This window comes from Microcystis ichthyoblabe FBCC-A1114 (assembly GCF_050500245.1).
GTDB classification, from domain to species: Bacteria; Cyanobacteriota; Cyanobacteriia; order Cyanobacteriales; family Microcystaceae; genus Microcystis; species Microcystis ichthyoblabe_A.
This window is the reverse complement of sequence record NZ_CP191408.1, coordinates 4,699,786-4,726,289: the sequence shown is the minus strand read 5'-3', so window position 1 is coordinate 4,726,289 and position 26,504 is coordinate 4,699,786. Positions and strand designations below refer to the sequence as shown.

The 26,504-nt window shown below is 46.2% G+C and carries 18 protein-coding genes and 1 pseudogene; 9 read left to right on the top strand and 10 right to left on the bottom strand.

Annotated features, from left to right (window positions below; all coding sequences use genetic code 11):
* Nucleotides 1-62: 62 nt before the first annotated feature.
* The 5 genes from ACQY1Y_RS23015 to ACQY1Y_RS22995 all read right to left on the bottom strand — a co-directional run bounded on the left by ACQY1Y_RS23015 (nucleotide 63) and on the right by ACQY1Y_RS22995 (nucleotide 5,312).
* The gene (locus ACQY1Y_RS23015; RefSeq protein ID WP_430013632.1) at nucleotides 63-872 is read right to left on the bottom strand and encodes an MBL fold metallo-hydrolase; all 810 of its coding nucleotides are present in this window, start codon (nucleotides 870-872) and stop codon (nucleotides 63-65) included.
* Nucleotides 873-1,084: 212 nt separating this feature from the next.
* Nucleotides 1,085-2,290, bottom strand: a complete 1,206-nt coding sequence (locus tag ACQY1Y_RS23010) for an RNA-guided endonuclease InsQ/TnpB family protein (protein ID WP_430013631.1) — start codon at nucleotides 2,288-2,290, stop codon at nucleotides 1,085-1,087.
* 211 nt (nucleotides 2,291-2,501) lie between these two features.
* Nucleotides 2,502-3,089 (bottom strand): anthranilate synthase component II, encoded by a 588-nt coding sequence (locus tag ACQY1Y_RS23005; RefSeq protein WP_002739409.1) that lies wholly within the window; start codon nucleotides 3,087-3,089, stop codon nucleotides 2,502-2,504.
* 331 nt (nucleotides 3,090-3,420) lie between these two features.
* Nucleotides 3,421-3,921, bottom strand: a complete 501-nt coding sequence (locus tag ACQY1Y_RS23000) for a pentapeptide repeat-containing protein (RefSeq protein WP_430013630.1) — start codon at nucleotides 3,919-3,921, stop codon at nucleotides 3,421-3,423.
* A 2-nt stretch (nucleotides 3,922-3,923) separates the two neighbouring features.
* On the bottom strand, nucleotides 3,924-5,312 hold the full coding sequence (locus ACQY1Y_RS22995; RefSeq protein WP_016516524.1) for an LCP family protein: 1,389 nt from the start codon (nucleotides 5,310-5,312) through the stop codon (nucleotides 3,924-3,926).
* 650 nt (nucleotides 5,313-5,962) lie between these two features.
* Between ACQY1Y_RS22995 and ACQY1Y_RS22990 the strand changes: the two genes are divergently transcribed.
* Both ACQY1Y_RS22990 and ACQY1Y_RS22985 read left to right on the top strand, forming a co-directional pair.
* Nucleotides 5,963-6,640 (top strand): C40 family peptidase, encoded by a 678-nt coding sequence (locus ACQY1Y_RS22990; protein WP_002738550.1) that lies wholly within the window; start codon nucleotides 5,963-5,965, stop codon nucleotides 6,638-6,640.
* Nucleotides 6,641-6,716: 76 nt separating this feature from the next.
* Nucleotides 6,717-9,821 (top strand): efflux RND transporter permease subunit, encoded by a 3,105-nt coding sequence (locus ACQY1Y_RS22985; RefSeq protein WP_430013629.1) that lies wholly within the window; start codon nucleotides 6,717-6,719, stop codon nucleotides 9,819-9,821.
* 277 nt (nucleotides 9,822-10,098) lie between these two features.
* On the opposite strand, the gene ACQY1Y_RS22980 is transcribed toward ACQY1Y_RS22985, so the two are convergent.
* Both ACQY1Y_RS22980 and ACQY1Y_RS22975 read right to left on the bottom strand, forming a co-directional pair.
* Entirely contained in the window at nucleotides 10,099-12,831 is a 2,733-nt protein-coding gene (locus ACQY1Y_RS22980; protein WP_430014711.1) for a cation-transporting P-type ATPase, read from the bottom strand.
* 146 nt (nucleotides 12,832-12,977) lie between these two features.
* On the bottom strand, nucleotides 12,978-14,273 hold the full coding sequence (locus tag ACQY1Y_RS22975; RefSeq protein ID WP_184891226.1) for a Glu/Leu/Phe/Val family dehydrogenase: 1,296 nt from the start codon (nucleotides 14,271-14,273) through the stop codon (nucleotides 12,978-12,980).
* 381 nt (nucleotides 14,274-14,654) lie between these two features.
* Between ACQY1Y_RS22975 and ACQY1Y_RS22970 the strand changes: the two genes are divergently transcribed.
* Nucleotides 14,655-15,443, top strand: a complete 789-nt coding sequence (locus ACQY1Y_RS22970; protein WP_430013628.1) for a response regulator transcription factor — start codon at nucleotides 14,655-14,657, stop codon at nucleotides 15,441-15,443.
* Between the two features lie 84 nt (nucleotides 15,444-15,527).
* Here the strand turns inward: ACQY1Y_RS22970 and ftsH are convergent, their stop codons facing one another.
* The gene (ftsH, locus tag ACQY1Y_RS22965) at nucleotides 15,528-17,423 is read right to left on the bottom strand and encodes an ATP-dependent zinc metalloprotease FtsH (protein ID WP_149107547.1); all 1,896 of its coding nucleotides are present in this window, start codon (nucleotides 17,421-17,423) and stop codon (nucleotides 15,528-15,530) included.
* Nucleotides 17,424-17,636: 213 nt separating this feature from the next.
* On the opposite strand from ftsH, the gene rimP reads away from it, so the two are divergent.
* From rimP to ACQY1Y_RS22940, 5 genes are all read left to right on the top strand, one after another.
* On the top strand, nucleotides 17,637-18,107 hold the full coding sequence (gene rimP, locus ACQY1Y_RS22960; protein ID WP_002756173.1) for a ribosome maturation factor RimP: 471 nt from the start codon (nucleotides 17,637-17,639) through the stop codon (nucleotides 18,105-18,107).
* A gap of 144 nt (nucleotides 18,108-18,251) precedes the next feature.
* Nucleotides 18,252-19,448, top strand: coding sequence for a transcription termination factor NusA (gene nusA, locus ACQY1Y_RS22955; protein WP_002738721.1), 1,197 nt, complete (start codon nucleotides 18,252-18,254; stop codon nucleotides 19,446-19,448).
* Complete coding sequence (locus tag ACQY1Y_RS22950) at nucleotides 19,445-19,726, top strand: YlxR family protein (RefSeq protein ID WP_024970683.1); 282 nt, start codon at nucleotides 19,445-19,447, stop codon at nucleotides 19,724-19,726. Before nusA ends, ACQY1Y_RS22950 begins: the two co-directional genes overlap by 4 nt.
* Nucleotides 19,727-19,837: 111 nt before the next feature.
* Nucleotides 19,838-22,870: a translation initiation factor IF-2 gene (infB, locus tag ACQY1Y_RS22945; RefSeq protein WP_002778404.1), complete on the top strand. Its 3,033-nt coding sequence runs from the start codon at nucleotides 19,838-19,840 to the stop codon at nucleotides 22,868-22,870.
* 135 nt (nucleotides 22,871-23,005) lie between these two features.
* Nucleotides 23,006-23,575 (top strand): low-complexity tail membrane protein, encoded by a 570-nt coding sequence (locus ACQY1Y_RS22940; protein ID WP_002738450.1) that lies wholly within the window; start codon nucleotides 23,006-23,008, stop codon nucleotides 23,573-23,575.
* A 26-nt stretch (nucleotides 23,576-23,601) separates the two neighbouring features.
* Here the strand turns inward: ACQY1Y_RS22940 and ACQY1Y_RS22935 are convergent, their stop codons facing one another.
* Together ACQY1Y_RS22935 and ACQY1Y_RS22930 are read right to left on the bottom strand one after the other, a co-directional pair.
* Nucleotides 23,602-24,330 (bottom strand): carbonic anhydrase, encoded by a 729-nt coding sequence (locus ACQY1Y_RS22935; protein ID WP_069474752.1) that lies wholly within the window; start codon nucleotides 24,328-24,330, stop codon nucleotides 23,602-23,604.
* 97 nt (nucleotides 24,331-24,427) lie between these two features.
* Nucleotides 24,428-24,612 (bottom strand): annotated as a pseudogene (locus ACQY1Y_RS22930) (IS1/IS1595 family N-terminal zinc-binding domain-containing protein); the annotation flags it as partial.
* Between the two features lie 465 nt (nucleotides 24,613-25,077).
* Between ACQY1Y_RS22930 and ACQY1Y_RS22925 the strand changes: the two are divergent.
* On the top strand, nucleotides 25,078-26,502 hold the full coding sequence (locus ACQY1Y_RS22925; RefSeq protein ID WP_430013627.1) for an FAD-binding domain-containing protein: 1,425 nt from the start codon (nucleotides 25,078-25,080) through the stop codon (nucleotides 26,500-26,502).
* Nucleotides 26,503-26,504 lie beyond the last annotated feature (2 nt).

Sequence of the window (26,504 nt, the reverse complement as noted above, 5' to 3'; positions counted from 1 at the left end):
AAGCAATTTTTAGAGAACTAGGAGATGCTCTAAAGCAGTCCTAGGTCAATGGCTCCTAAAAGTTAGGATTTCTCTAACAGATTGCGGTAGTCAAACACGCGAATGAGCGTCCCTTTTTTCGGTAAATCGGCGGCACGAATCCGTAATTTATTGTCCCCGATTAAACGGATATTTTTATCCTTGACTAACTTGAGAAACTCATCTACAGACACCAATTCACAGGCATTTTTATCGGCGGCACTGGTGAAGTATTGCGTCGGGACAGCTATTCGCGGTTGTAAAACTTCGATCGCCTGTTTTGCCTCTTGGGGATTATAATTTTTTGGACCACCTCCCACGGGAATAAAAGCTAAATCCGGCGAACCCAGCAGAATTCTTTGTTCTAATTCAATTGGGGCCGCTGCCCCCCCTAAATGGACAATACTAATCCCCGCTTGGGTCCAACGCCAGGCCACATTCATGCCGAAACGTTGCCCTCCCATGCGATCATGGGCGATACTAATACCCTGGAATTTTAATTTACCCAGATCGTAGGCCCCCGGCTCAAACAAAATTTTCGGATTACCGGGTAAACCCTCGGCAGCCCCTTCATCCCACAGTTGACTACTAATTAAAACGATATCTGCTTCTACTTTTGGCAAAGGAAAACCCGCCGTACAACCAATGGACCGGAAAGGATTAACTAGGACTCTTTGTCCTCCTCCGGTGAATAAAAAGCAACTATGACCCAACCATTGAACTAAGAGGGAATCATCGGGTTTTTGAGCGGGAGTGGGGTTAGTTAGTTTGGGTTTAGTTTCCGCCAAAACTGAGCTTACTGTCACGGTTAAGAAACTTGTCCCCGCCGATAAGATAAAATCTCGCCTTTTCATAAATATAGATGCAGAATTAATCAAGTTAAGTAGGGAGGCACAATTATTTGTCGGATGGGTTAGCGGTAGCGTAACATGAGCGGGTGTTGGGTTTCATGCTTCAACCCAACCTACGTTCATCTTCTATTTAATTCCACCCACCCACTTAAGGTTAATTTCAGGGGTTGGGGATTATTGACACTCCCATCGCGCTTATGCGAGGGATTCTTGGTTCACTGACTCAAGTTGTCTTGACAGGTATTGCTACCAACCAAGATAGAGCTTAAATCTCCCCAAGCGTTTAGGTCTGACGACCAGCTTCCGATATGCCCTATCGTAGCTTTTTTGAGTATATTCAAGGCCGCCATTTTGTCTCTATCTTCCACATATCCGCAGGAACAAACATGAGTTCTAACTGATAGAGACTTTTGGATTAACCGACCACAATTAAGGCATTCTTGGCTAGTATAGGCAGGATTAACTGCAATAGTTAATCTGCCGTATTTAATGCCAAAATACTCAATCCATTTTCTCAATTGTGACCAACCAGCATCATTGATACTCTTAGCTAGTTTTCGATTACGCACAAGGTTCTTGACTTTTAAATCTTCATATGCTATCAAGTCGTTTGACTGAATTAAACGGAGTGCCAATTTTTTAGCAAACTCTTCTCGTTGCCTACTTACTTTTAAATGTCCCTTGGCGTATTTTTGACTAGCTTTTTTGTAGTTATTAGACTGCTTTTGTCCTCTCTTAAACTTTTTCGACTTTCTTCTATTCAGTTTATTAAGACGCTTTTCGGCTTTTCGATAATACTTAGGAGGCTCTACTGTATTCCCGTTGCTGTCAGCATAAAGATATTTTAACCCCATATCTAATCCTACGCAATGACCCGTCGATTCTGATTGTGGGGTTATATCTCTAGCATCGAGTTTTAGCATTAACTGGCAATAATATCCATCAGCCCTTTTAACTATTCTTATCCGTTGAATTTGCCATTCTTGAAAATAAAACAAGTCTCGACTACCAATTAGTTTTAACTCCCCAATGTTTTTTCCATCAGTGAAAGTTATTCTCTTGGAATTTCGATTAAGTTTCCAACCTGACTTTTTAAACTCAACAGAATGAGTACGTTTAGAGTATTTAGGATATCCTTTCTTACCAGCAATTTTGTTCTTACAGTTATTATAGAACCTAAGAATAGCAGTCCAAGTCCGTTCGCAAGCCTGTTGACAAGCTGTAGAGTTAAGGTCTTGAACAAAAGGGTATTCACTTCTTAATTGAGTGACATATTTATATACATCCTTTTGTCCTACACCTTTATTGTCTTCCCAATATCTAAGACATTTATTCCGAACAAACTGTACTGTCCGAATAGCCTCATCAATGGCTTGATATTGAGATGGTTTTCCTCTAAGCTTGTACTCTAAAACAAACATTTTGCGTTATCGACCCAACGATCGCAAACTATTCTAGCATACTAAAATTAAATTGGCAACTATAGATTAGAGTTATTTTTAGTCGTGCTCGTGTCACTGAGCCTTTACATCGAAGCCCCTCGAAATGTGTCGAAGTGCTGTTCTATGCTGGCGGAACCTTTCATCTCCGAGGTGAAACCGAGGGCCTTCAAGCCGACATTATAGGTAAACACTAGAGGGATCGGAGAAAGTTTCTTAAAAGTTCCTTGCCGGCAGTGGTTAAAATACTTTCGGGATGGAATTGTACCCCTTGAATCTGGGGGTAATCCCGATGACGGACTCCCATGACCGTGCCATCTTCCACCCAGGCCGTGATCTCTAAATTATCCGGCATGGTGGAGCGATCGATCACTAAACTATGGTAACGGGTGGCAGTAAAAGGATTTTCTAAGCCTTGAAATACCCCTTCACTGTTGTGATAGATTGGGGAAGTTTTGCCGTGCATCAAGACCGGGGCCCGGACCACATCCCCCCCGAATACCTGACCGATACTTTGATGACCCAGACAGACCCCCAAAATCGGCAAATGGGGGCCAAATTTGGCGATTAATTCCAGAGATATGCCCGCATCGACCGGACGACCAGGACCGGGGGAAATGACAATCCCATCCGGCCGCATTTGTTCGATCGTGGCCAAGTCTATTTTATCATTACGATAGACCTCGATCGGCAAGGCGATCGGGAACTCGGAGGCTAATTCTCCCAAATACTGGACCAAATTGTAGGTAAAACTATCATAGTTATCGATGACGATTATCAAGAGTCCCTCTCCTTTCTCTAGCCTCGCTCAGTATTTTCATTCTACACCTCTGCTGTCTCGATCGAGATAGCCGGGGTGTAGGGGGTAGGCTATTTTTGAGCAGTCAGTTAGAATCTGGCCGGAATTGCTAATTAGGGTTTGCGGCAAAAAGTTTTTTGTGGGGACAGGGTGTGGGGTGTGGGGTGTGGGGTTTTGAGGGGGTCAATTACCTAATTTTCAGGGAAAAAGTCCAGGGATTTTCCCCCCGATCACTCCCAGATCTGGTACTTTTTGATTGATAAAAAGTCTAAAATTATTACCCAACAAGGTTTTTAGATTTATTCAGCAAACCCTAATTACAGCCTAAACTATCCCTGGTGGCCACTCCCGTGACTGGATTAATGCCATCGGCCCGTTCACACATTAACTTGACCTGATAGTTATCAATGACCGCGTTAGTGAAATCGGCCCCAGTAATAATTGTGTCATAAAAACGGCTGCGAGTAGTGATCGCATCGGTAAAAATAGTGTTAGTTAAATCGGCAAAATCGAGGGTAACTCTATCTACCAAAGAGGCGGTTAAATCAGCCCCTTTTAAGTTAGCTTTTAAGAGGACAGCCTCGGTGAGAATGCTATAGGATAAATCGGACCCTTCTAGGTTAACTCCCCGCATTGCGGCAGCTGCGAAAACCCCTCCGCGCAAATCCTGATGGGAAAAATCCCGATCTTGCAGCTGGGCAAAACTATAGTTAATCGTTTTATCTTGGGCCAAAGCCACCGGACGGGCCGCGAAAAGTAGCCACAGAATCGCCAGCAAAATAATTAAAACCAGACTGAAAAAATTTTTCAACATTGTTACTGTTGAGCGTCGAGAAACTGGGCCACATCATCACCCACCCGAATAGTTAGGTCTGAGTCTAAAGCACCAGTGGAGGATGATTCTACTTTACCGATTCCCAATTGATTTTTCAAGAGGTTAGCGGACTGAATATCACCTTTTTGGGCAATAATCGCCGTGGTTTCTAGCTTTTGGGAGGAGTCATCGCTAATATAAACATTTGTGTAGCCCTGTTTGGCCAGATAATCACGAGTACGACGGGCTAAACCTTTGGTATTGGTGGCATTTTGAATGGCAATCCCCAGACTATAAACGGAGGTTTCTCCCCCCGCGTGGTTATCGGTAAAATTATTAGCCACAATGGTTCTAATTTCGCGACGGTTCAAAATCCAATAACTGCGACCATCGTATTCCTCGAGGCTATTAAACCGGCCGGGGAGTAGGATCATTCTTAAGTTATCCTGTTTAATTTCCCGGCCAAAATTGGCGATAGCCAGCATTTCCTCGACGCTTAAGTTCGTATCGATATATTGTTGTAAAACCTGTACTGCTTTCGGGAGACTGGGGAGAATTGTCGGACTAAAAATCTTTTTTTGGAGTGCTTTTAATAAAATTTGTTGTCTTTGTACGCGACCAATATCGCCGTATTGCGGGTTACGAAAACGGGCAAATTGTTCTGCTTGGTCGCCGTTGAGATTTTGCCAACCCTCTTGTAAATCAATTTCTAATTTTTGGGTGACATCTTTATGATACATTCGTTCGGGTACATAAACTTCTACACCCCCGACTAAATCGACTAATTCCTTAAAGGCATCGGTAGTCACCCGCACATAGCGATCAATGGTGACATCCCCTAAAGTATTAGTGACAACTTCTGCCGCTAGAGTTGGTCCACCGTGAACGTTAGCATCGTTGATTTTAGTGAAACCGTGGCCGGGGATTCTGACGCGGCTATCGCGAGGGATAGACAACATTCTCACGGTTTTATCGCTAGGATCGAAGCGCACTAGGAGCATGGTGTCGCTGCGACCTTTAAACACATCATCGCCGTTTTTGGCATCTAAAACTCGATCGATGCCCATAACTAAAATATTAACAGGACGAGAAAGCTGCTGATTGATTAAGCTATTCCAAGCTTGATCCTCAAGGATGTCTGTTTGGGTGGGAAAAGATGTTTTTTGGAAGATGGCCCCAATTGGTGCGGGTAAGGGACTAATTAAAGCGACGGCAGCCCCAACAGTGGCGGAAACTAGGGCTGTAAAACTGAGGGTTATTCCCCAAAATAAGCCCTTTTGCAGGGGAGATGCTTTTTTAAAACCGGACATGACTGAACTGACCACCGCGACGGTATTTTCTGAGTTTTGGCTGTATTCTTGCTTTTCAAACCGCCCGGAAACATTGGCCATAGACTAACCTCAACATCTGATTAAAAGCTTACTCTAGGAGGTGACTGTTGATCCCTAGAATCTATCTCTAGAGCAAAAGTTCCAGATATTGGCCACCCCCTCTCGCCGGCTATCGTAACATATTGTTAAGGAACTGGCTATCCTAGACCTGTTGTAAAAATCAAAAATTGTTGTTAGGGTTAGGTGTCGGTAGCCAGTAGCCAGTAGTCAGGAGAATTAAAAACGAATAATAAACGATTAAACGCTCTATTCACCGATTGTATGCCATTTAAGCCTTATTTTTGCAGTTTTTGACCCCTGAAAGGTTAATTATGCCATAGGTTTAATAATTTTTCAGGGATTCAGTTCGGTTATAGATTATCTTTATGGCCAAGAATTAAGGCTCTCTTAGGTTTGGTGGGTAAAATGTATTCTAAGATACAGTCCTGCTGGCGAGCGAGTGGAAGGAACCACTCCAGACACAGAGGACACAAAGATTGATCGCTTCTATAGTAAGTTAAACTGCTCACACAAAGAATAAGAGAGCCGAATTAAGAGAGGTGGAAACTTGAAGATGACAGAACGAACTAAGGTTATTCTCCTCGTTGTTATCCCTTTGCTTTTGGCTAGTAATGCAGTTTTTTCTGTCAATAAATTCTGAGCTATTTTTTATGCAAATCATCTCCCTTCCCCCATCATCTACCCAGGAATATCTCTGTCTAAGAGACTTAAATCTCTACAATTCTCCCAGTTGTCAAGAGTTAGCGACCCAAGCACAACGGGGAAGAAAATTAAAATTTATTTCCCTAGAAATTACCGAAAAAGGGCTACAAATTCAGCTAAGGGAAGATAATTATTTAGCTTGGTTATGCAGAGAAGATTTAGATGCAATTGCGGCGGCCACCACAGCTTATCAAAAAATTCCTCTAACTCGTTCGGACATAGAAAAACATATTCCTGAGATTATCTCTTTTACTCAGGAAGCAATGAATTGTACCAATCATTATCTCTGGGGTGGAACCCTTGCACCTAATTACGATTGCTCAGGATTAATCCAGGCTGCTTTTGCCACTTTTGGCATTTGGTTGCCGAGGGATTCCTATCAACAGGAGGCTTTTTGTCAAAAAATAAACCGAGAGGAATTACTCCCAGGAGATTTAATTTTCTTTGGTGATAAAAGAGTTAATCATGTGGCTTTATATCTAGGGAATAATCAATATATCCACAGTTCAGGAAAAGAAACAGGTAACAATGGTATCGCTATCAATCTACTCACCGATGATAGGGATAGCGTCAGTCGTCATTATTATCAAAAATTATGGAGTTTCGGTCGAGTTATGCACAATTAATCAGTTATCAGTTATCAGTTATCAGTTATGGGTTTACTGTTTACTGTTCACTGTTTACTCTCCCCCATAGGTAATCATGTTAGAAAACATCTCCCTAAGCGGTCTATCAATTCGTCGTCACATAGGAGTATTGATGTTAACTATAGCAGTTATCATCATCGGTCTTTTTTTTCTAAATCGTTTACAAGTAGATTTGCTTCCTTCTATCACTTATCCTCGCATTAGTTTAAGGATGAATGTCCCGGGAGTTTCCCCGGAAGTTATTCTCGAAGAAGTAACTAAACCCCTAGAAGAAGGAATGAGTGCCACCGAGGGAGTAGTGCAAGTTTATTCAGAAACTCGCGAGGGAAGGATGCGAGTAGATTTATTTTTTCAACCGGGGGGAGATTTAAATGTCGCTTTAAATGAAGCTACCGAAAGTTTTAATCGTGTCCGACAAAATTTACCCGATATTATTGAGGAACCGCGCTTAAACAAATTTGAACCCTCTCGTTTACCCGTCTATGAATTTGCTCTCGTTTCTGATACCCTACCCCTAAAAGATTTAAGATTATTTGCTGATGAAGAATTAGGGAGAGAATTAGGATTTGTGGGAGGAGTGGCAGTGGTGGACGTGATTGGGGGAGTTAGAGAAGAAATTCAGGTTAATATTGACCTGCAGCGATTACAATCTTTAGGAGTGGGATTAAATCAGGTTTTAGACACCCTAAAAAGACGCAATCAGGACATCTCTGGGGGCCGACTAGAGGGAGAAACTGGGGAACCTTTAACCCGTGCGGTGGGGAAATTTAAAAACGTAGCGGATATCCAAGATTTAGCACTGACCGATAGTAATAATCCCGAAGAAAAAATCTATCTGCGGGATGTGGCCAGAGTTATCGATGGGACAGAAGAACAAAGAATTTTTGTCACCCTAAATGGAAAAAATGCCGTCAGGGTTAGCGTCCAAAAACAACCGAATGCGAACACGATTGCTGTGGTAGAAGGGGTCAAAAAACGCATTACAGAATTAAAAAAATCCGGGTTAATGACCGGGGGAATACAAGTCGTCCCCACTAGCGATGAGTCTGTATTTATCCAAAATGCGGTTAATAACGTGGTTTCTTCGGGACTAGCGGGGACAATTCTAGCAGGATTGACTGTATTCGTCTTTCTCGGTTCCCTGCGACAGACTTTTATCATTACCCTAGCGATTCCTCTTTCTACCCTCGTCGCAATCATCTGTATGAAGTTATTCGGGTTATCGATAAATGTGTTTAGTTTGGGAGGATTGGCCCTAGGGGTGGGTATCGTGGTGGATAATTCCATCGTCATGCTGGAAAATATTGCCCTCAAAGTTAATCAAAACCAAAATAAGCGAGATTTTTTAGAAATTGCCCGGAATAGCAGCCAAGAGGTAGAATCTGCTTTATTGGCCTCCACTGCGACTAATCTCGTCTCTATCCTGCCATTTTTATTACTGGGTGGTTTTATCTCTCTGCTGTTTAACGAGATTATCCTCACTATCAGTTTTGCTGTGGCTGCTTCTCTCCTGTGTGCGTTAACCGTTGTTCCCATGTTAGCCAGTCGTTTGTTAAATATGCGGGTTTCTAGTGGTATCCATCGGTTTTGGCTCTTAAAAGTCTTTAGTCAACGTCTAGAAGGTTTAACCATCCTCTACGGTCGTTTTTTAGCTAAAATCATCCGCTACAGAATACCTGTTATCCTGCTGGCCTTTTTAATTTTAGGGGGAAGTAGTTTCTATCTCTGGCAATATATCCCCCAGGAAGTCTTTAGTCGTATTCAAACCGGACAGGTGAACGTTTTTGCTCAATTTCCTCCTGGTACCAATTTAAATACTAACCGTCAGGTGATGCGGGAAGTAGAAAAGATTTTATTATCACAACCAGAGACTAAGTACGTTTTTACTACCAGTGGCGGTTCTCTTTTTGGCACAACTACCAATGAAAATATTTTGCGTGCTTCTAGTACGATTAATCTCAAACAAGGCACTAATACAGAAGCATATATCGAACGCATGAGCAAAGCACTAGAGCAATTAAACCTCGTTAACGTGCGTTTGCGTCTCACTCCCGGTCAAGTGCGCGGTATTATTCTTAATAACTCTCCCTCCGTTGGTGCTGACGTGGATGTGATGTTACAGGGACCCGATGGGAACACTTTAGAGCAAGCTGGTGAAGAAATCCTCAGTATTCTCGATGAAAAAGTCCCTAGTGCGCGTTTTCGTGCCGATGCTGACCCCAGACAACCGGAAATCCAGATTAAACCCGATTGGACCCGCTTAAATAGTTTGGGATTGAGTACCCTGGAAGTGGGACAAACGCTACGGACCGCTATTCAAGGATCAATCCCCACCCAACTGCAACGGGGAGAAAGATTAATCGATATCCGAGTGCAATTGGACCCCAACTCGCGGCAAAAAATTAGTGACATCTCACAAATACCTATTTTTGTCAATAGGCAAGAAGACTTAAAATTAGCAGATATCGCTAGGATTGAAGGGGGAAAAACCCCAGCAGTCATCCAGAGAATTAATCAGCGTCAAGTTTTTATTATTATCGGCAGTTTAGTCGAGGGTGCGAAATTAAGTGACGCACTCGCGGGGGTACAATCGCTTTTAAATTCCACTCCCTTACCCGATGGTATCAGCATTTTACCCAGTGCTGCTGCCATCTCTAATCAAGAAATTCAGGGTTCTTTGGGTTTATTAGCGGGTTTATCGGTATTTTTAGTCTTTGTAGTCATGGCCGTCCAGTATAACTCGCTCATAGACCCTTTGGTGATTATGTTAACCGTTCCTTTGGCCCTAGCGGGGGGAATTTTTGGACTATATTTGACCAAAACCCCGATTAATGCCATTGTCATCGTCGGGGTGGTGTTATTGGTGGGCATTGTGGTTAATAACGGGATTATTATGGTGGAATTAGCCAATCAATTGCGGCAAGAATTCGGTTTTACTCGACTACAAGCTATTTTAAAGGCCGCTCCCCAACGTTTACGACCGATTTTAATGACTACCGTGACCACGGTTTTAGGTTTATTTCCCCTCGCTTTAGGATTAGGAGAGGGGGGAGAATTCCTGCAACCTTTAGGAATTGTCGTTTTTTCGGGTTTGTCTTTAGCAACTCTGTTAACTCTGTTTATTATTCCCTGTTTTTACGTTTTATTCTCTAGAAAATAATCCCCCTGCACAGTGGGAAGTGGGGAAGTGGGGAAGTGAGGAAGTGGGGTGTGGGGTGTGGGCTTCGGCCGTGAGCTCAGCTTAAAATGAGGCTTTTGACCTGTTAAAATCCGATGTTCATGCTGCGAAAATCGGATTGGGACTCTCAAAAACCTTGCATTATCCTTCTTTTAGTACATAAACTGGTACAAAAAGAGAGGGCAACAAAGCCTCAAACGACCGACGACCGGCTCCTGACTCCTAACCCCACCAACAAACTTTTTGCCGCAAACCCTAGTTATTTCCCATGACAATGAGGAGGATCGATAACATTGGCAAAAATTGCCCAAAGTACCATGAGCGGCATCGGCAACAAACAGATTAGCCATTGATGACCGGTTAGGGTCGCCGTTGCAAACAGACTGTTCATCACCCCCCATTGACTAAACAAAATTTGTAGGACAACAGCAGCCACAATCCCCAAAATTAGGATCGGTGCATTAGTAATCGAGGTTGACTGACCACGCAGGTAGTCCACTAGGCTCATCCCTAATTGGCTGATACTGAGCAGATAGATAACCCGTGCTGCCACAAGGGATTGAATTGCCATTGTGCGGGCAACGGCAATATCTCCTGTGGTCGATTTAGCCCACTCAAACATACCAAAAATCAGAATCCAGTTAAACAATGAAACAGCCAAAATTCGGCGCAATAGTTTTTTGGTGATCAAAGGTTCATTGGGATTGCGTGGTGGTGACTGCATAATGCCGGGGGATTTTGCTTCAAAGGCCAGGGGAACAGTCATCGTGACCGAGTTGATCATGTTCAACCAGAGTACTTGTAGGGAGAGGATGGGTAAATCTCGCGCCAGTAAAGTACTGATCAGAATGGTCATCGATTCGCCACCATTGACAGGTAAGAGAAAAGATATCGCTTTGCGTAAATTTTGATAAACGGTGCGTCCTTCTTCGACAGCGGCCTTGATCGAGGCAAAGTTATCATCAGTGAGGAGCATATCAGCAGATTCCCTGGCGACTTCCGTTCCCCCTTTCCCCATGGCAATGCCGATATCGGCCTGCTTGAGAGCCGGCGCATCATTGACACCATCGCCGGTCATCGCCACGATTTCCCCTTGAGACTGGAGTACTTCCACCAGTTGCAGTTTTTGGGTAGGGGCAACCCTGGCAAATACCGATCCATCGACCACCGCTTGGGCCAGTTGATGATTATCCATTTGCGCTAATTGTTTTCCCTCAAATGCTAAGACTTGTGCTGCCGTTTTAATGCCCATCCGTTCCGCGGTCGCCCGCGCCGTGACAAGATGATCACCAGTAATCATCTTGACCCGAATCCCGGCAGTTTGACAGGCATGAACGGCAGCGATCGCCTCTGGACGAGGCGGGTCAATCATGCCCTGTAATCCCAGAAACACCAAGCCTGTTTCGATATCCTCATGGTCGATAGAATGCTGATGGGTCGCTGCTGCTTTTTTGGCAAAGGCAAGCACCCGTAAACCCTGCCCTGCCATCGTTTCTACCGCTTGCTCGATCTGTTCGGCGTTCAGCGCGGTCATCTGACCATAGCGATCGATCATCTGGGAACAACGACGCATCAGCGACTCAACCGATCCCTTGACATAGATCAGACGAGGTATCCCATCATGCAGGGTTGCCATGTATTGGTACTCAGATTCAAAGGGAATTGCATCCAATCGTGGGGTTAAAGACAATAGCCCCAATTGACTGAGACCTGCTTTGGCGGCGGCCGCAATCAGCGCCCCTTCCGTAGGATCCCCCACCACTGACCAATCTTCTCCCCTTTGTTTTAGCCCGGAGTCATTACAAAGCAAACCAGCTACCAGACAATCCCCTAGGGCCGGGGGTAATTCATCTGCAAATGGGCTGCTGGGGTTGCCATCGGTAATCAGACTAATTTCGCCCTTGGGACTATAGCCACCACCACTAACGGCGTAATATTGCCCTTCAGTATAAATCGACTGTACAGTCATTTGATTTTCGGTCAGGGTTCCAGTTTTGTCGGAACAAATGACGGTCGCACTCCCCAATGCTTCCACTGCGGGCAGTTTACGAATAATCGCATTGCGACGGGCCATGCGGTTGACCCCAATGGCCAAGGTAATCGTTACCACTGCCGGCAGCCCTTCTGGAATCGCACTCACTGCGAGGGCAACGGCAGCTTCAAACATATCGATCCAAGATTTCCCCCGTCCTAACCCGATGGCAAAGGTCAAGGTTGCTAGGGTCAAAATTGCGTAGAGTAGGGTGCGGCTAAATTGGGCAAATTTACGGGTCAGGGGTGTGCTAAGGCTGACTCGGCTTTCCATCGACTGGGAAATCTGCCCCACTTCGGTGGCGTTGGCCGTAGAGACAACAATCCCTTTGCCCTGTCCAAAGGTAACGAAACTCCCTGCGTAGGCCATGTTTGTCCGTTCTGCTAGGGGCGTATCCCCGGGTAAGGGTTCGATCGCTTTTGACCCGGGCAAGGATTCCCCGGTCAGGGCAGACTCATCCACTTGCAAATTGCGGACTTTCAGCAGCCTCAAGTCCGCCGGTACTTTATCCCCCGATGCCAATAAAACGATATCTCCTGGCACCAAATCCCGAGATGGAATCCGCAGGGTTTGTCCCTCTCGCAACACGGTCGCTTCTGTGGTTACGGCTTTGGCTAGGGAAGCGATCGCACCTTCCGCCTTAGCTTCCTGCACATAGCCAATAATGGCATTGATCAGGGTAACTCCCCAAATCACCGAGGCATTCGTCCAAGACCCTAAAAATGCCTTAATAGTACCCGCAAGCAGGAGAATATAGAGTAGTGGCTGATGAAATTGCCCCAAAAATCTCAACCAAGCTGGTTTCCCCGGCTTAAATCGCAGTTCATTCGGGCCATATTTTTCGTAGCGACTGGCCACTTCTTCTGCTGATAAGCCCGCTGACCCATCGCTGGTCAAGTATTCAATCACCTCTGGTTGAGAAAGTTGATGATACAAGGGCAACGATAATTGGACTGGCATCATGCTCGACCATATTTAGGGTTTGCGGCAACAAGTTTTTCCTGGGGACAGGGTGTGGGGAAGTGGGGAAGTGGGGAAGCTGTCTCATCACCCTATCACCCCAAAACCCTATCACCCTATTTCCTGACGACCGACGACCGACGACCTTAAGCTCTCGTCTTATTTTGGTAATAGTCGCGGGTTCCCTTGGCATCTAGGGCTTCACCGAGACGATCAATAGCGTGGGCGTAGGCGGCGGTACGCAGAGATATATCGAATTCCTGGGCGAAAGACCAGACTTTTTCCGCTTCTGTCACCATTCTTTCTTTTAAGCGCTCATTTATCTCGTTTAATCGCCAATAAAGACCGCTGCGATTTTGCACCCATTCAAAATAACTCACCGTTACCCCACCGGCGTTAACCAAAATATCGGGGAAAACGAGAATCCCTTTTGAGTCTAAAATGCGATCGGCTTCCGAGGTAGTCGGACCGTTGGCTACTTCAAAGATATATTTCGCCCGCACGCGATCGGCATTTTCGGCGGTAATTTGGTTTTCTAGGGCAGCCGGAATCAAAACATCCACATCTAGGGCTAATAATTCCTCATTACTAATCGCCTCGTGTTCTACGATATTACACACAGTACCCTCACAGTAAATAGCAGTAATTCCGCGATGTTCCTGTTTATACTCACGAATACTGGCAATATCTAGGCCTTTTTCCCGATAAATGCCGCCCTGGGAATCACTTACCGCCACCACTTGATAACCGGCTTTGGCGAGGAGATCCGCTACTACAGCCCCAGCGTTACCGAATCCTTGGACGGCTACGGTAGTATTAGCGGGTTTTTTATCTAATTTCGGCAAAAGAGAGTTAATAACATGAAAAGCCCCCGTTCCCGTCGCCGTATCGCGGCCGCGACTGCCTCCCATGGTTAAAGGTTTCCCCGTCACCACCGCCGGACTAATTTTACGCTGAATGATGCTGTACTGGTCCATCATCCAACCCATGATCATCTCGTTGGTATAGACATCGGGGGCAAGAATATCGACATCGGGACCGATAAAGTCGGCTATACCCTCGATATAGCCCCGGCTAAGGCGTTCTAACTCGGCTTTTGACAATTCTTTCGGATTTAGGGTAATGCCGCCCTTAGCCCCACCAAAGGGCAAATCCAGCAGGGCGCATTTAAAGGTCATCCAAAAGGCCAGGGACTGCACCTCATCAATGCTGACGTTGGGATGATAGCGCACACCCCCCTTGCCGGGGCCGCGGGTGTCATCGTAGCGGACGCGGTAGCCTTGGAAGATTCTTAAAGTGCCGTTGTCCATACGGACGGGTATGGAGACGCTAAGACTAGCTTTGGGATATTTTAACCGCTCGATCGCATCATCGGAAATGGAGACATACTTAAGGGCCCGTTCTAAGCGACTGCTGGCATCGGTAAAGAGTGATTTCGACATGATTTTTTTTCCCCTATCTATCCCCATTAGAACAGGTCAAAACCGTATATTTCACTACAGTTTATTTTTCTTAATTAACCATGGGCGGGAATTGCCTACCAGTGTTCTCAAACAAGGTTAGTGTTGAGTTAACTTCAGTGAGTAAGAGATTTTCTGGTACATCATCCACCAAGAGGATGCGATCGCTTAATTCCATTTAATTTTAATTGTCAACGATACAAAGATGAAATGTAACCTAATTTGCCATCGACCACCGACCACCGATGCTTGATAGCTAAAAAGCTGACGGCTGACGAATGTTACGATTGTTACAACATCTTGACATTAATTCTGATACCCTGACAATGTGTCAATCTGTGCAGTAATGGGGCAGAAACTCAAGTGGTATCGATCCATATTTCTATTGTTGAGGGCAACCCGCACTTGCGATCGCTATTAGCTTGGCATCTGCAACAGGCCGGCTATTTGGTCAATCAATCGGCAAACCTGCAAAGTGCGCGTCAAGCTTTCCTTCACCGTCAACCAACCTTAGCAATTATCGATTCCGACTTACCCGACGGGGATGGAATCGAACTCTGCCGTTGGCTTTATCAACAAAAACATTCTCTAATACTGATTCTCTCGGCCCGCAATGGCGAAAAAGATGTGGTCAATGGTTTAAAAGCCGGGGCCGACGACTACCTGAAAAAGCCCTTTGGAATGCAAGAATTTATGGCTAGGGTAGAAGTGTTAACCCGTCGTTTAGGCGGTAGGGCTGCTCCCCTACACTTGGATTATGGACAATTAAAAATAGATTTAGCCCAAAGACGGGTACAATTTCGCGGGGAGTATATCGAATTAACGCCCCAAGAATTTAGCCTACTCTACGTTTTAGCCCAAGCGGAGGGAACACCCCTATCAAGAGCCGATTTACTGCGTCGCGCTTGGCCCGAGGAAATCGATAACCCCCGGACAATTGATACTCATGTTCTCTCTCTGCGGAAAAAAATCGAAACCGATCCCAGACAACCTAATTTAATTCAAACCGTCCGCAACGTCGGCTATCGTTTCAATCTAGAAATGTTGTCCGAGATCAATTCAGCTTTAGAAGCTAATATTATTGCTTCCACCAAAGGCAATCATAACGGTCATTCCATGAGTAAAATCCCCGCTCACAATGTTAGTCGTTAATTCTGGCTTTGTCCGACTGATTAGCAGATTTTTGGCTGAAATCGTCTCCTAAGCACTGAATGAAGCAAGGAGACGAAGGGCAAATTAAACCATAGTCACCATTGACCGATCCGCTTGTTGCTGAAATTCCCTCAATAAACGCCGGAATTCGTCGCCGTCAATGGTTTCCTGTTCAATCAGTATCTCCACCAAGCGATCAATCGCCATACGATTGTCAAGGATAAGTTTTGTTGCTAAATCGTGGCATTGCTTGACAAGTTCCCGCACTTGTGCATCAATTTTCGCCATCATCGCGAAAGAATGGTCGGCATGATAACCAGCGCCAGCACCACCGAGATAGGAATTACCATCCTCCTCTAGGGCAATCAATCCCAATTCCGACATTCCCAGACGCGTTACCATCTGTCGGGCCAGATAGGTAATTTTTTCAATATCATTACCGGCGCCGGTGGTCACTTCATCCTCACCGAAGACACATTCCTCCGCCACCCGTCCCCCTAATAATCCCGCAATTCGGGCCAACAACTGGGAACGACTGGTTAAACCCTGTTCTTCATCGGGAGTGAACCAAGTTAACCCCTGCGCTTGACCCCGGGGAATCAGGGTGACTTTTTCCACTTGATCGTGGCCAGGACAGAGAGTACCGACAATCGCATGGCCAACTTCATGATAGGCGATCAAACGCTTGGCTTTACTATCCACTAAAGCACGCCCTTCCATACCGGCCACAATCCGATCAATCGCATCGTTGACCTCCTCCATCGTAATCGCCTCTTTGCGCCGTCTGGCAGTAAAAATCGCCGCTTCGTTGAGCATATTCGCCAAATCTGCCCCAGTAAAACCGGGGGTGCGCCTGGCGATCGCCTCCAGAGCCACATCAGCAGCCACCTTTTTATCGCGAGAATGGACCTCCAAAATGGCCAAACGTCCCTTAGAATCTGGATAATCCACCACCACCTGTCGGTCAAAACGACCCGGACGCAGCAAGGCCGAATCCAAAACATCAGGCCTGTTGGTGGCGGCAATGACGATAATGCCAGTATTGACCTCAAAACCGTCCATTTCCGTCAATAATTGGTTCAGGGTTTGTTCCCGTTCATCATTACCTCCCCCATAACCGATCCCTCGTTGACGACCAACGGCATCAATTTCATCGATAAAAACCAAACAAGGGGCATTTTCCTGGGCTTTTCGGAACAAATCTCGCACTCGCGACGCACCAACCCCGACGAACATCTCCACAAATTCCGACCCGGAGATGCTGAAAAAAGGTACTCCCGCCTCTCCTGCGATCGCTTTAGCCAGTAAAGTTTTTCCCGTCCCCGGAGGACCAATTAACAGGACTCCTTTGGGGATTTTCGCACCAATAGCCGTAAATTTTTCCGGTTGTTTGAGGAATGTTACCACTTCCTCTAGATCTTCCTTGGCCTCATCCACACCGGCCACATCATTGAATTCTATGCCAGTTTTCGCCTCCATCTGAAACCGCGCCCTTGATTTACCGAAGTTCATCGCTTGACCGGAAGCATTGGCAGAACGACGGATAATAAACACCAATAATCCCAAGACGATAATAATCACTAACAGGTTAGTGAGAACATTGATCAAGGCCGAATTGTCAGTGGTGGGGAGAATACCATACTCAATTTTTTTAGCATCGAGTTTCTTGATTAATTCGGGATTTTGGTCAAATAAATTAACTTCTTTCGGGGTATCCTTATCCGTTTGACCGACGAGGGTAACTGCTGCCTGCTGCAAAGAAGGATTGATTTCCACCTTTTTTACCTTGCCTTGCTCGATTTTCTCTAACAATTCACCGTAGGTGAGGGTATTTGGGTTTTTTTGACTCCAAGCAGGATTGACATGGCCAAAGGTTTGCAGAATCATCCAAGTGCTGACAATCCCTTTCCATACTGGCCGATGACCACGATTCTTAGCTGACTTGGCTCTAACTACGGTGAGCGGAGATTTTTGATCCATAATTGACTCTATATCTAGTTACCCTGTATTCATTGTGACAGATCGACTTGATCGTGACCACTGTTCTGTTTTTCCCCGGCAAGACCCTGAGGGCAAATAGTGATGACGGTTTTTTGCTATACTGTATTCAGCTAGGTGGTCTAACAACTGCCTATCCCAATCACTAACAGTTTAGGGAAGTGGGTTTCGCCCGCTTTTTTTATTGTCTAAATCATGACCCATCCGCTCATCCCCGACCTGCTGCACCTAGCCACCCCTATCGCTGAAAACTTGGGGCTAGAAGTGGTCGATATCGTTTTCCAAACCAATAAAAGGCCTCCCGTCCTGCGCGTTGATATTCGCAATCTTGCGGGAGATACTGGTTTAGAGGACTGTGAGCAGATGAGTCGGTCTTTAGAAACCGCCCTCGACAGTCAAGAAATCTTACCCGGTGCCTACGTTTTGGAAATATCTAGCCCCGGCATTTCTCGACAACTGAGCAGTGAGCGTGAATTTCAGTCTTTTAAAGGTTTTCCCGTCATCATTACCGGCCAAGATAGCCAGGGAAAACCAAAAGAATGGCGCGGAAAACTGCAAGGTAGAGATGAGCAATCTATTTATCTTAACCAAAAGGGTCGCGCCCTGACCATCGATCGCACTACCGTCATCAGCGTCCGTTTAGATGAGCAGCGCAATAATCAGTAAACAGTAAACAATAATCAGGGATAAAGATGAAGATAACTAACTAACTAACTAACTAACTGATTAACTTAAAACTTACATCTGATAACTGATACAAGGCTGACAGATAAAAAACTAATAACTCAAAAGTAAGGAGAAAAAATAATTATGGCTACCGTTAATTTGCCCGGTTTAAAAATAATGCTCGAAGAAATTAGCCAACGACATAATCTGCCCAAAAATGCCGTACAGGAAGCCTTGCGTGAAGCCCTGATCAAGGGTTACGAACGTTATCGACGCGCCCAAAGTTTAGAAAAAGCCGCTCAATTTCATGAAGATTATTTCAATAACTTTGATGTGGAATTAGACGTAGAAGAAGAAGGGTTTCGCATCCTTTCTACTAAAACTATTGTGGAAGAAGTGACCAATCCCGACCATCACATCGGTCTCAAAGAGGTGCAGGAAGTGGCCGATGAAGCCCAATTAGGGGATGAAGTAGTTCTTGATGTCACCCCCGACCAAAGAGAATTTGGTCGCATGGCGGCGATTCAAACTAAACAGGTTTTACTGCAAAAACTGCGGGATAACCAACGCAAAATGATTCAAGAGGAGTTCCAAGATCTGGAAGGAACCGTTTTACAGGCCCGGGTCGTCCGTTTTGAAAGACAGGCCGCCATTGTCATGGTACAAAGTACCTACGGTCAACCGGAAGTGGAAGCAGAACTACCCAAACGGGAACAGCTGCCCAACGATAACTATCGCGCCAACGCCACCTTTAAAGTTCTGCTCAAAAAAGTCTTGGAAGGTTCTCAACGCGGCCCGCAATTAATTGTTTCCAGAGCGGCGGCAGGCTTGGTAGTATATTTGTTCGCCAACGAAGTTCCCGAAATCGAGGAGGAAATCGTGCGTATTGTCGCCGTCGCCCGGGAAGCTAATCCCCCCTCCCGTCACGTTGGTTCGCGGACAAAAATCGCCGTCGATACCCTAGAAAGAGACGTGGATCCGGTTGGGGCCTGTATTGGGGCCAGAGGTTCGCGGATTCAAGCCGTGGTGAACGAATTGCGGGGCGAAAAAATCGACGTGATTCGCTGGTCTCCAGATCCCGCCACCTACATCGCCAATGCCCTTAGTCCCGCCCGTATTGACCAAGTTTTGTTCACTAATGCCGAAGAAAGACAAGCATTGGTACTGGTGGCCCAGGATCAATTAAGTTTAGCGATTGGCAAAGAAGGGCAGAACGTGCGTTTAGCCGCCCGTCTGACTGGCTGGAAAATCGATATTAAGGATATCGCCCTGTATAAAGGAGAACAAGAGGTAAAAACCGATGAAACCGACCCAGAAGCGCAGGATTTAGACCAAGAATGAACCCCTTCGTCAATTATCGACGCTGTATTAGCTGCCGTCTCTTCGCCCCGAAGGAATCCTTTTGGCGAATTGTCCGACTACACCCATCCGGACAGATACAATTAGATCAAGGCATGGGAAGAGCGGCCTATATCTGTCCGCAACCTAACTGCCTACAACTGGCCCGGCAAAAAAATCGTCTCGGACGGGCCCTAAAAGCCAATATTCCCGAAACGCTCTATGAATCCTTGCAAGAGCGCATCGGGACTGCCAAACAAGGTCGTCCAAATCAGGATTAAAATTGACGATCATAGCCACAAAATCGTTACCATGGAAAGGGGGCAGTCCTGACAGGATCAAAAAATCAGCCAACTTATAGGATCACTAACACTTTAGCCGGGGGATAATGGATGAGTAACGCGAAAGTCAGAATTTACGATTTATCAAAAGAATTGAATCTAGACAACAAAGACATTTTGGACATCTGTGACCAGTTGAACATCGAGTACAAGAGCCACAGTAGCACGATCAGCGAAGAGGATGCCCAACGCATCAAGGCAATTGCTGCGAAGGGAGTTGTTTCGAGTACCAGTAAAAATAGTACGGGTCAGCGAGAATCGGTTAGTCCTGCCGAAGAAAAAAAACAAAAGATTTTAGCCCTGCATAAACACAACCGCCCCGAAACTGGCGAAGAAGGGGAAATCTATCCCGGACCTGCCGGTTCCTCAGCTAAACCGACTTTAATCAGTCCTCCCCGTCCCCCAGTTAAACCCCTCGTTGCTGCCCCAGGGCGCGACGGTGCGGCCGAAAAAACTCCCCCCACCGCTGCACAGATGCCATCTCAGTCCGCCAGTGTTAAAGAAACCCCGACCGAAACCCCGCTAGTGCCAGAAGTATCCCCCAGCTTAATCGCCCCACCTAATCGACCCTCCCTCACCCCGAAACCACGCCCGGGCAGCGCCTCGGGCCGGCCAGAACCCCGATCTAAAAATGCCGCTGGCAGTAACGACAGGCCGCGGGGAGAAAAACGCGAGCGCGGCGAGAGTGAAAACGCCCCTAGTCCTGAGCGCAGGGTTAGCTTGGCTAAACCAGAAAAACCGACCCTCAACCGCAAACCCGACGGAAAAAGCCCGAAACTGGCGGAACCAGCTAGAGAAGTGCGGGAGACGGTGGAATTGAAGCGCCCGGTTCGCCCCGGTATGCCCGCTAAAATCTCGGCTACTGGCGAGGAAGAAACCGACACCACCAAGAAATCCGGTGTTGATGGCACAGAAATCGATACAGATACCGGATTGCTCGGAGCAGACGGGCCCAAAAAACTCAAACGACCGACCATGCCCCTTCGCATGGCCAAAAAATCTAGCTGGGAAGAAGAAGAAGAAGAAGAGAAAAAAGCGGCCAAAACCGCCAAAACTGCTGGCAAAAACAAACGCCGCACCCAAGCTCTCTTTGAAGATGACGATGATCTAGAATCGGAACTATCCGGGTTAATCAATAGCCCCAGTTTTACCCTTTCCACCGCTCGTCCCCCCAAACCGCCCAGCGCTAAAGCTGCCACCCCTGGCACCCCAACAGCAGTCAAAGTTAAGCGGCCCAGTAAACCAACCGCCCACACCGGCAGCCCGAAAAGCGAGCGTCAAGAACCCCAAGAGGAAAAACGCCCGGAAAGCATCGTCATCACCGGCAGTCTTACCGTGCGCGACCTCTCGGAATTGATGAAAGTCCCGGAAACCGAGATCATCAGAACCCTATTTTTTAAAGGGATGGCGGTTAATATCACCCAAACTCTCGACGTGGACACGATCGAAATGATCGCCAGGGACTTCGAGATGACCGTGGAAACCCCCAGCACCCAGTCGGCGGCGATCAAAACCACGGAGATGATCGATGTCTCCGACTGGGAAAGTCTCCAGCGTCGTCCCCCCGTAGTCACCATTATGGGTCACGTTGACCACGGTAAAACCACCCTCCTCGACTCGATCCGCAAAACCAAAGTCGCCCAAGGAGAAGCCGGCGGCATCACCCAGCACATCGGCGCTTACCACGTCGATGTGGAACATAACGGCAAACCGGAACAGATTGTCTTTTTGGATACCCCCGGCCACGAAGCTTTTACCGCCATGCGGGCCCGTGGGGCGAGAGTCACCGATATAGCGGTGCTGGTGGTGGCCGCCGATGATGGTGTACAACCCCAAACGAAAGAGGCAATTAGTCACGCCAGGGCCGCCGAAGTCCCCATCGTGGTGGCGATTAACAAAGTCGATAAACCCTCGGCTAACCCCGACCGAATTAAACAGGAATTGACCGAACAGGGACTGGTGGCCGAAGATTGGGGCGGTGAGACGATCATGGTTCCCGTTAGCGCCCTGCGGGGGGAAAATCTCGATAATCTGCTGGAAATGATTCTCTTGGTGGCAGAAGTAGAGGAACTGGTTGCTAACCCCGATCGCTTGGCCAAGGGAACCGTGATCGAAGCTAACCTCGATCGCACCAAAGGTCCCGTGGCTACCCTGCTCGTCCAGAATGGCACTCTCCGCGTCGGTGATAGCATCGTCGCTGGTTCCGTTTTCGGCAAAATTCGGGCGATGATCGATGATCGCGGTCAAAAAGTCGAAGCGGCCACCCCCTCCTTTGCCGTGGAAATCCTCGGTCTTAGTGATGTTCCGGCCGCCGGCGATGAGTTCGATGTCTATGAAAGTGAAAAAGAGGCCCGATCGATCGCTGATCAACGGGCGATCGAACAACGCAACACCCGTTTACAACAGGCCCTCTCCTCCCGTCGCGTTAGCCTTAGCACCCTCTCTATCCAAGCTCAAGAAGGACAACTCAAGGAACTTAATCTCATCCTCAAGGCAGATGTGCAAGGTTCCGTCGAGGCCATCCTCGGTGCGCTCAAACAGTTACCCCAAAACGAAGTACAGATTCGGGTTCTCCTCGCCTCTCCGGGGGAAATCACCGAAACCGATGTGGATCTGGCCGCCGCTAGTGGTGCGGTGGTGGTAGGCTTTAATACCACCCTTGCCAGTGGTGCGCGCGCATCCGCCGATCGGGAAGGAGTTGATATCCGCGATTACAATATCATCTACAAGCTTCTCGATGATATTCAAGGGGCGATGGAAGGTCTTCTCGACCCCGAAGAAGTGGAAGAACACCTCGGTTTTGCCGAAGTGCGGGCCGTCTTCACCGTCGGTCGTGGGGCCGTGGCCGGTTGTTATGTCCAATCCGGTAAACTGGTGCGGAATCGCTTCCTGCGCGTGCGTCGCGGCAAGGAAATTGTTTATCAGGGGGTTCTTGATTCCCTCAAACGGATGAAGGAAGATGCCCGAGAAGTGGCGACCGGTTTCGAGTGCGGTGTCGGTGTTTCTAAATTCAATGACTGGAAAGAAGGCGACATTATCGAAGCCTACGAAATGGTCATGAAACGTCGCACTTTATCCAGTTAATTACACTTGAACCGTCGGGAGTCGGGAGTCAGTTATCAGTTATCAGTTATCAGTCATAATTCCCCCACTCCCCCACTCCCCCATCTCCCCACTTCATAATTCATAATTTATAATTTATAATTCTCATCTCCCTCTATGAAATCAGAACCTTTTTTGTGGATTCATCTGGCAGGGTTAGCGGCTTTGCCAATCTTTTTACAAATCGCTTGGATTGGTTTAGCTGTGGGCGATCCCTTGCCTTTTCTTTGGCTAGAATGGCTATTTCTGGGAGCGATCGCTATTATTCCCGTCTTTTGGATGCAGTGGACAAAACCTTTTGATATCTTTAGTCTTTTGTTGGTCGCCCTGAAACCGAGTCAACTCACCCCCGAACAGTTAAAAATTCTCTCTCTTTTTCAACGTCCTCGCCATCGTCTTCTGACTCTTTTGGGAGTCGTCCTCTTAATTCTCATCGCTTGGCCTATCTATAATTTTGCCCCTCTAGCGGCTGCCGTGGCCGCCTATCTCCCCCAATGGCGGCTTTTAGGTTTAGTCATTGCTGCGATCGCTCTCCTCTTAAGTCACCTATTTCTACAGGTTCCTCTGAGTGTTCTGGGGGTTTTAGCCACTAAAGAAAGTGATTGGACAGCGACCGAAGCTTTAGTTATTGAGCGCATTCCTGAGTTATTTACCATTTTTGGTCTAAAAGTTAATAAAATTATCTAAATTAGCCAAAATGCCGACAATTTCGCCTAAGAATGCAGGATAGATCGCCCGTTTAAGGGTTGAATATTCCTCGCATTACGGGGCAAAATTGCGGCCAATTGTTGCAGTTGTTGGGGAGAAATTTTGATCGTATTTTGCCAGACTAACCAGAGAACATCCTCGCTACAGGGAGGAGTGGACAAAGACCCCTGATATTCATAGAAACCGCTATTTTCCGGCAGTAAAAGCCCGACATTGACCCAAGTATCGGGGATAATCATTTCAGGAGAAGGTTCTTGGGGCAAATAATCCCAAATGGTTTGTAAATAGGGATTAAAAGCACCAATTTCGGCTAAGATGCCCACAACCGCTAAATTTCCCTTCCCATTTCGATGCACTAAATGAATTTCTAGAGGGAAAGACTGACCTTTAATCTGATGTTCGCTGGGGTGATGAAAATGGAACTGCAATAAATCCCAGTTTTCGCCGTGAAAACTCATGTTTCCAACTTTTTCGGCCTGAACCAAGATTGTATGACCGTTATGGCGAATTTTTAGGGGTATAGGACGATAATTAAAGGTGGGTTGGTATAGCTCTTTTTCAGTCACTATACTCAGATTGATCGGTGTTTGTTGCTTTCCCGTGGTGCAGAGGCGATAATTCGTTGATAATTCGCCCCAATGGTCAATATTTTGATAATTCCAAGTAAATTCTGGATTAATAGCCCCAAAAAGAGCATGAGAGCCTATAAATTGCAGTAATTCTCGTCTATACATGGGATTAAATTCAGCACATTTCGACACATTTCGACAAGCTCAATGTAAAAGCTCAATGTAAAAGCTCAATGTAAAAGCTCAATGTAAAGGCTCAGTGACCACATTCTTTACATTGACGTTTGGGTTTTCCATTATGAGTAGAACCATTCTTGATCGTATGGTGAGAACCACAATTAGGACAGGGGAATAGAGGTGAACTAGGGGGGGATTTTGTTCGGTGCTAGACTGATATTTGAGTAAGCCAGACAGGAGCCAGAAAAAGATATTTATCAGAAAAGTCATGTTCAAGCTAGAGGTTTAAAGACTGATCGGGTTCCAATTATTTTTATTAACAAATATTCTACACAATTCATACCAGATAAGCAAGAGGGCTACGGCACTACTACCGAATCATTACCCTCATTTTATCTGACTGTGATCGCTTTTACTTTTGATATTCTGATGGGAGAATGAAACAGCCCTACCCCCGACGGTGGGTTTGGGGGGTTCTACCCCCCAAAGGCTTGCATTGAATGATAAAATCGGAAGTAATGACCAACTTTAGAAGATAGTTTCCCTTTAAAAATCCCAACTCAGTAGATTTACAAAAATGAGATGCACCCAATTAGACAATTATTCTTGATCCACTGTCCTATAATGACAGAAAGAGTATTTTTGAATTGTATTTGTTCTTAACTGTACCCCACATTTCGACAAGCTCAATGTAAAATAATCTCCCTCCTGATAATCTTCTCATCACCTTACTTTATGTCAAACCTAATCCTTTTCTGGCATCGTCGCGATTTACGTCTCTCGGATAATATTGGACTGAGTAAAGCTAGGGAGCGTAGTCCGAAAATCATCGGGGTTTTCTGCCTCGATCCTGCTATTTTAGAAGGGGATGATATCGCCCCTGCTAGAGTTGCCTATCTGCTCGGTTGTCTAGAGGAATTAGAAAAAAATTATCGCCAAAAAGGTAGTCAATTAGTGATTATTCGCGGCAACCCCAGTCAAACACTCGTCAACTTAGCCAGCGATTTATCGGCAAAAGCAGTTTTTTTTAACCTCGATATCGAACCCTACGCGCGTCAACGGGATCAACAGGTAATCGCCGCTTTACAAACAAAAGGAATTGAAGTAGAAACATTCTGGGATCAACTTCTCCACGCTCCAGGACAAGTCCTCACCCTCTCAAAAAGTCCCTACACCGTATATACTCCTTTTTGGAAAAATTGGAGCCAATTAGCCAAAGCCAGCCCCAAAACCCTAGAAAACCTGCAAGGATTAGACGAAAATGAGGGGGAGAAACTCGCAGAAACTATTAACTTACCAACCCTAGAAAATTTAGGTTTTACCTGGCAAAACCCCTTACCCCTCACCCCCGGAGAAAAAGCCGCCGATAGCAGATTAGAAGAATTTTGTCAAGGGGTTATTAACAATTATCAAGAAGATCGTAACTTCCCCGCTTTCGATGGCACCTCGCGCTTGAGTGCCGCTTTAAAATTTGGGGCGATTGGCATTCGCACAATTTGGACGGCAACCCTAGAGTTATTAGAAAATTGCCGGGCCGAGGAAGCAAAAAATAGTATTATCACTTGGCAGCAAGAGTTAGCTTGGCGGGAATTTTACCAGCATTGTCTCTATTTTTTCCCAGAATTGGCGGTCGGTGCTTATAGAAAAGAATTTCGTCATTTTCCTTGGCAGGATAACGAAGAACATTTTCAAGCTTGGTGCCAGGGAAAAACCGGCTATCCGATCGTTGATGCGGCGATGCGACAATTAAATGAAACGGGATGGATGCACAATCGTTGTCGCATGATTGTGGCGAGTTTTTTAACCAAAGATTTAATTATTAACTGGCAAAAAGGCGAAAAATACTTCATGCAGAAACTTTTTGATGGCGATTTAGCCGCTAATAATGGTGGTTGGCAGTGGAGTGCCTCTAGTGGCATGGATCCGAAACCTTTAAGAATTTTTAATCCCGCTAGTCAGACACAAAAATTCGATCCAGAAGGGGAATATATTCGTCAATGGTTGCCGGAATTAGCTTCCGTAGATACGGAATATTTAGTAACCGGGAAAATCCCCCGTTTAGAAAGACATCGTTGTGGTTATCCTGAGCCAATTGTCGATCATAATCAACAACAAAAAGAGTTCAAACGACTCTATAGCAATCAGAAGCCAAAACCGTAAAA